Origin of the sequence: Streptomyces sp. 13-12-16 (genome assembly GCF_002114215.1) — a bacterium.
GTDB lineage: Bacteria > Actinomycetota > Actinomycetes > Streptomycetales > Streptomycetaceae > Streptomyces.
In genome coordinates, this window is sequence record NZ_NCTE01000452.1 from 1 (window position 1) to 4,603 (window position 4,603).

General features: G+C 71.8%; 6 protein-coding genes. 4 read left to right on the forward strand and 2 right to left on the reverse strand.

Features of this window, described 5'->3' with window-relative positions; genetic code table 11:
- The coding region (locus B7767_RS18405; protein WP_107486167.1) for an AzlC family ABC transporter permease at positions 1–586 on the reverse strand (586 nt) is incomplete at its 3' end.
- 68 nt (positions 587–654) lie between these two features.
- Between B7767_RS18405 and B7767_RS18410 the strand changes: the two genes are divergently transcribed.
- Positions 655–1,221 carry a helix-turn-helix domain-containing protein gene (locus tag B7767_RS18410; RefSeq protein WP_085573150.1) on the forward strand — a complete coding sequence of 189 codons (567 nt, stop codon included), beginning with the start codon at positions 655–657 and terminating at the stop codon, positions 1,219–1,221.
- Between the two features lie 132 nt (positions 1,222–1,353).
- On the opposite strand, the gene B7767_RS18415 is transcribed toward B7767_RS18410, so the two are convergent.
- The gene (locus B7767_RS18415) at positions 1,354–1,557 is read right to left on the reverse strand and encodes a cold-shock protein (protein WP_003992177.1); all 204 of its coding nucleotides are present in this window, start codon (positions 1,555–1,557) and stop codon (positions 1,354–1,356) included.
- Positions 1,558–1,865: 308 nt separating this feature from the next.
- Between B7767_RS18415 and B7767_RS18420 the strand changes: the two genes are divergently transcribed.
- The 3 genes from B7767_RS18420 to B7767_RS18430 form a co-directional block, all read left to right on the forward strand.
- The gene (locus B7767_RS18420) at positions 1,866–2,714 is read left to right on the forward strand and encodes a menaquinone biosynthetic enzyme MqnA/MqnD family protein (RefSeq protein WP_085573149.1); all 849 of its coding nucleotides are present in this window, start codon (positions 1,866–1,868) and stop codon (positions 2,712–2,714) included.
- 55 nt (positions 2,715–2,769) lie between these two features.
- Positions 2,770–3,372, forward strand: a complete 603-nt coding sequence (locus B7767_RS18425) for a hypothetical protein (RefSeq protein WP_179167187.1) — start codon at positions 2,770–2,772, stop codon at positions 3,370–3,372.
- 117 nt (positions 3,373–3,489) lie between these two features.
- A partial coding sequence (locus B7767_RS18430; RefSeq protein ID WP_179167188.1) for a serine/threonine-protein kinase occupies positions 3,490–4,603 on the forward strand: 1,114 nt, incomplete at its 3' end.

Consider the following 4,603-nt stretch of genomic DNA (forward strand, 5'->3'; position numbering starts at 1 on the left):
CGGGCAGCGCGGCCCGGCGGACGGCGGCGTCCCCGCGCAGGGCGGGCAGGACGAGGGCGGCCAGTACCGCGGGGAAGGCCGCGTCCAGCCCGTAGCGCGCCGTGTCCCCCAGCGCGCTGCCGGCCAGCGCGCCCGCCAGCACCCCGGTGTTCCACACGGCGAACATCCCGAGCCCCGAGATCCAGAACGCCGCCCGCCGGCGTGCCGGATCCCGCTGGGCCAGGGTGAAGGCCACCGTCTCGTCGGTCACCAGGTGCGCTCCGACCAGGCGGGCGAGCCTTCCCGGACCGATGTGCTCGGCGACGGCGAGGCCGAAGGCGACCGTACGGGTGTTGAGCAGCAGGCCCGTGGCCGACGCCGCGACCGGGCCGCCCCCGGCCAGCAGCACGCCCACCGCGCTGAACTGGGCGGAGCCCGCGTACACCACCAGCGACATCACCACCGGCACCCACACCGGCAGCCCGCCGGCGACGGCGATCGCCCCGAACGACACGCCGACGACGCCCCCGGCCAGACAGACCAGGGACACGTCCCGGAGCAGACCGGGGTCGAGGAAGGCGGAAGTTGTTCGCTGTACCGAACGCATGTTTCCTACCATGGACAGAAGAGACAGTGTTCGTCAAGGCGAACGACCGTACCGTTGGAGCGAACGACATGACCGATGGCCCCCCGCCCCGCCTCCCCCTCGACCGGATCGCCGCCGCCCTGCGCCGCGAACGCACCCGTGCCGGCCTCTCCCTCTCCGAACTGGCCAGACGTGCCGGAATCGCCAAGTCCACGCTGTCCCAGCTGGAGGCGGCGAGCGGAAACCCGAGCATGGAGACGATCTGGGCGCTGGCGGTGGTGCTCGGGGTGCCGTTCAGCGCGCTGGTGGAGTCCCCGATGCCGTCCGTGCGGGTGATCAGGGCGGGAGAGGGACCGACCGTGCACTCCGAGCGGTCCAGTTACGTCGCCACCCTGCTGTCGGCGAGCCCGCCGGGCGCGCGGCGCGACATCTACGCGGTGGGGCTGGAACCGGGGACCGTGCGCGCCTCCGAGCCGCACATTCCGGGGACCGTGGAGCACATCGTGGTCAGCGCGGGACGGGTGAAGGCGGGGCCCGGCGGAGAGAGCGCGGAACTCGGCCCGGGGGACTACATGACGTACCGCGGAGATGTGCCGCACGCGTACGAGGCACTGGAAACCGGTACGAAATTCGTACTGGTCATGCAGCACGTATGAGAGGAATTCCCCGAATATTCACCGGGGCATTTCGGCGGCGGGAGCGGCGGCGGGAGGGGAAAGGCAGGAGCCCCGTCGCCTGACGGCGCGGGGCTCCTTGGGTACTGCTAGTCGTTCCCGGATCGGCGAGGATCAGACCGGGGTGACGTTCTCCGCCTGCGGGCCCTTCGGACCCTGCGTGACGTCGAAGGACACCTGCTGGTTCTCCTCAAGGGAGCGGAAACCGCTCGCGTTGATCGCGGAGTAGTGGACGAAGACGTCGGGGCCGCCGCCTTCCTGGGCGATGAAACCAAAGCCCTTTTCGGCGTTGAACCACTTCACGGTTCCGGTAGCCATAAGCCCTCCTTGGGCCCAAAGGGTTGCCCTGCTCCAGAACCAGCAAGTGTGAAGACCAATTCCGCACAAGTGCATCCGTCTGAGAACGACGAGAGCCCGCGGTCACATGCTCCGCAGGCTCTGTACTGCAAGGGAAACCAAACTGCAACTTGCGACGAGCCTAGCACGCAGACCCCCGAATGCAATAGAGGTCAAGATCACGTCACCCGAATGTTTGAACGCCCCGTCCGTCACGGGCGTCCGGTCGAACGTTTGGGCGACCGGGGGGTGAGGGCCGACCCGCCGGGGACGAGGACTAGCCTCACGATGTGGACAATCCTCGCACCCGGCCGCGCGTCGGCCACATCCAGTTCCTGAACTGCCTGCCCCTGTACTGGGGGCTCGCGAGAACGGGCACGCTCCTCGACTTCGAGCTGACGAAGGACACCCCGGAAAAGCTCAGTGAGAAGCTGGTGCAGGGCGATCTCGACATCGGGCCCGTCACCCTCGTCGAGTTCCTCAAGCACGCGGACCAGCTCGTCGCCTTCCCGGACATCGCCGTCGGCTGCGACGGCGACGTGATGTCCTGCGTGATCGCCTCGCAGGTCCCGCTGGACCGGCTGGACGGAGCACGGGTCGCCCTCGGGTCGACCTCCCGCACCTCCGTACGCCTCGCCCAGCTCCTCCTCGCCGAGCGGTACGGCGTACGGCCCGACTACTACACCTGCCCGCCCGACCTGAGCCTGATGATGCAGGAGGCCGAGGCGGCCGTCCTCATCGGGGACGCGGCCCTGCGCGCCAACATGCTCGACGGCCCCCGCTACGGACTCGACGTGCACGACCTGGGCGCGCTGTGGAAGCAGTGGACGGGCCTGCCGTTCGTCTTCGCGGTGTGGGCGGTGCGCCGCGACTACCTGGAGCGCGAGCCGGTCATCACCCGCAGGGTGCACGAGGCCTTCCTCTCCTCCCGCAACCTCTCCCTGGAGGAGGTCGACAAGGTCGCCGAGCAGGCGGCCCGCTGGGAGGCCTTCGACGAGGCGACCCTGGCGCAGTACTTCACCACCCTCGACTTCAGCTTCGGCCCCCCGCAGCTGGAGGCGGTCGCCGAGTTCGCCCGCAGGGTCGGACCGACGACCGGCTTCCCGGCCGACGTGAAGGTCGACCTGCTCCAGCCCTGAGGCCGCGGGCGCACCGTCCCACGTCCCCGCGGCCCCGCACCCGCCCACCCAGCCGGTGGACCGGAGCGGCCCGGACGGCCTGGACGGCCGGAACGGCCCCGGGAAGCTCTCCGTCTCCTTCGCGGCCGTCTCCTCCCCCGACCGCGGCGGCCGGGGCCGGCGCGTCAGCTGCACGGTCGCCCTGGCGGTGGCGGGCGCGCCGGCCGCGGTGACCGTCGGCTCCGTGTTCGTGCCCGACCTGCTGCCGGGCGGCTCCAAGGGCGGCACCGCACAGTCCGACGGCGGGGGCGAGTCCGAAGAACCGGCCTCCCCCGCCACCTACCTGGGCACCTGGGAGGGCCAGGCCGACTCCCGCGAGAGCATCGCCGTTCCGCTCGGCACCTTCCGCGTCACCCTCGAACAGGCGGAGGCCGGCGAACAGGTGGGCACCCTCCGACACACGGACATCTTCGGCGGCGTCTGCGACGACGTCCTCACGCTGAAGCAGGTCACGGAGAAGCAGCTCGTCACGGTCTCCGTCGGTGCGAAGTCCAACCGCGACGTCTGCAACCAGGCCGAGCACACGGTCCGCCTCACCCCGGTCGGCGACGACCTGGTCCACGAGTCGGACAGCAAGGAGTCGGGGTCGCCGAAGGCCCGGCTGCCGAAGATCGAGTGACCGCCTTTCGGTTCCTCCCGGTCGCTGTCCGTCCCCCGGCACTCACTAATGTGTGCGTCGGCGAACGACACCAGGCGCAGCACGTGCCGCACGGGCATCACGACGGGGAAGGCCACCATGGAGACACTGCAGCCGGACGATCCTCGCGAGCTGGGCAGTTACCGCCTGCTGCGAAGGCTCGGCGCCGGCGGCATGGGACGTGTGTACCTCGCGCGTTCGCCCGGTGGCCGTACCGTCGCCGTGAAGGTGGTGCGCCCGGATCTCGCGGCGGACGCCGGCTTCCGGGAGCGCTTCCGGCACGAGGTGGAGATCGCCAAGGCGGTGTCCGGCCGCTACACCGCGCCGGTCGTGGACGCCGACCCCGACGCGTCACTGCCCTGGCTGGCGACGTCGTACGTGCTCGGCCCGGACCTCACGGACGTGGTCGCCGCGCACGGCGCGCTGCCGGAGCGCACGGTCCGCGCCCTGGCCGTCGGCCTCGCCGCGGCCCTGCAGGAGGTGCACGCGGCCGGCCTGGTCCACCGCGACCTCAAGCCGTCCAACGTCCTGCTGGCCGCCGACGGCCCGCGCGTCATCGACTTCGGCATCGCACGGGCGGTCGACGGAAGCCGTATGACACAGACCGGGGTCGTGGTCGGGTCGCCCGGCTACATGTCCCCGGAGCAGGCCCAGGGCAAGGACGTCGGCACGGCGGGCGACGTCTTCTCCCTGGGCGCGGTGCTCGCCTTCGCGGCGACCGGCCGGGGGGCCTACGGAGACGGCGCCTCCTCGCACGCCGCGCTGCTCTACCAGATCGTGCACGGCGAGCCCGACCTCACCGGCGTGCCGCAGTCGCTGCTGGGCCTGGTCCGGGCCTGCCTGATGAAGGATCCCGCGCAGCGTCCCGCGCCGGCGCAGATCGTGACGTCACTGGCCCCGCAGGGCGTCGAGCCCGTCCTGACCGACTGGCTGCCGTCGGCGGTGGCGTCGACGATCGCGACGCACGCCGCGGGGATACTCGACCTCGACGCCCCGGAATCGGCCCCGGCCGTGGCGTCCTTCGGCCCGGCGCCGACCATGACGGCGGGACCCGGTGCGGGCAACCCGGCCCAGGCGTACGGCGGTCACCCCGGCGGCGCGCCGACCCCCGGATACGGCGGCGCACCCGCACCGGGTCACGGCGCTCCCGCTCACGGAGGCGCTCCGGGCGCCTCCCTGCCCGGCACGGTACGGCTCGGCGAGCCGGGCGCCG

Coding starts and splice junctions, on each gene's coding strand:
- B7767_RS18410 (WP_085573150.1), top strand. CDS start 655: ATGACCGATGGCCCCCCGCCCCGCCTCCCCCTCGACCGGATCGCCGCC.
- B7767_RS18415 (WP_003992177.1), bottom strand. CDS start 1,557: ATGGCTACCGGAACCGTGAAGTGGTTCAACGCCGAAAAGGGCTTTGGT.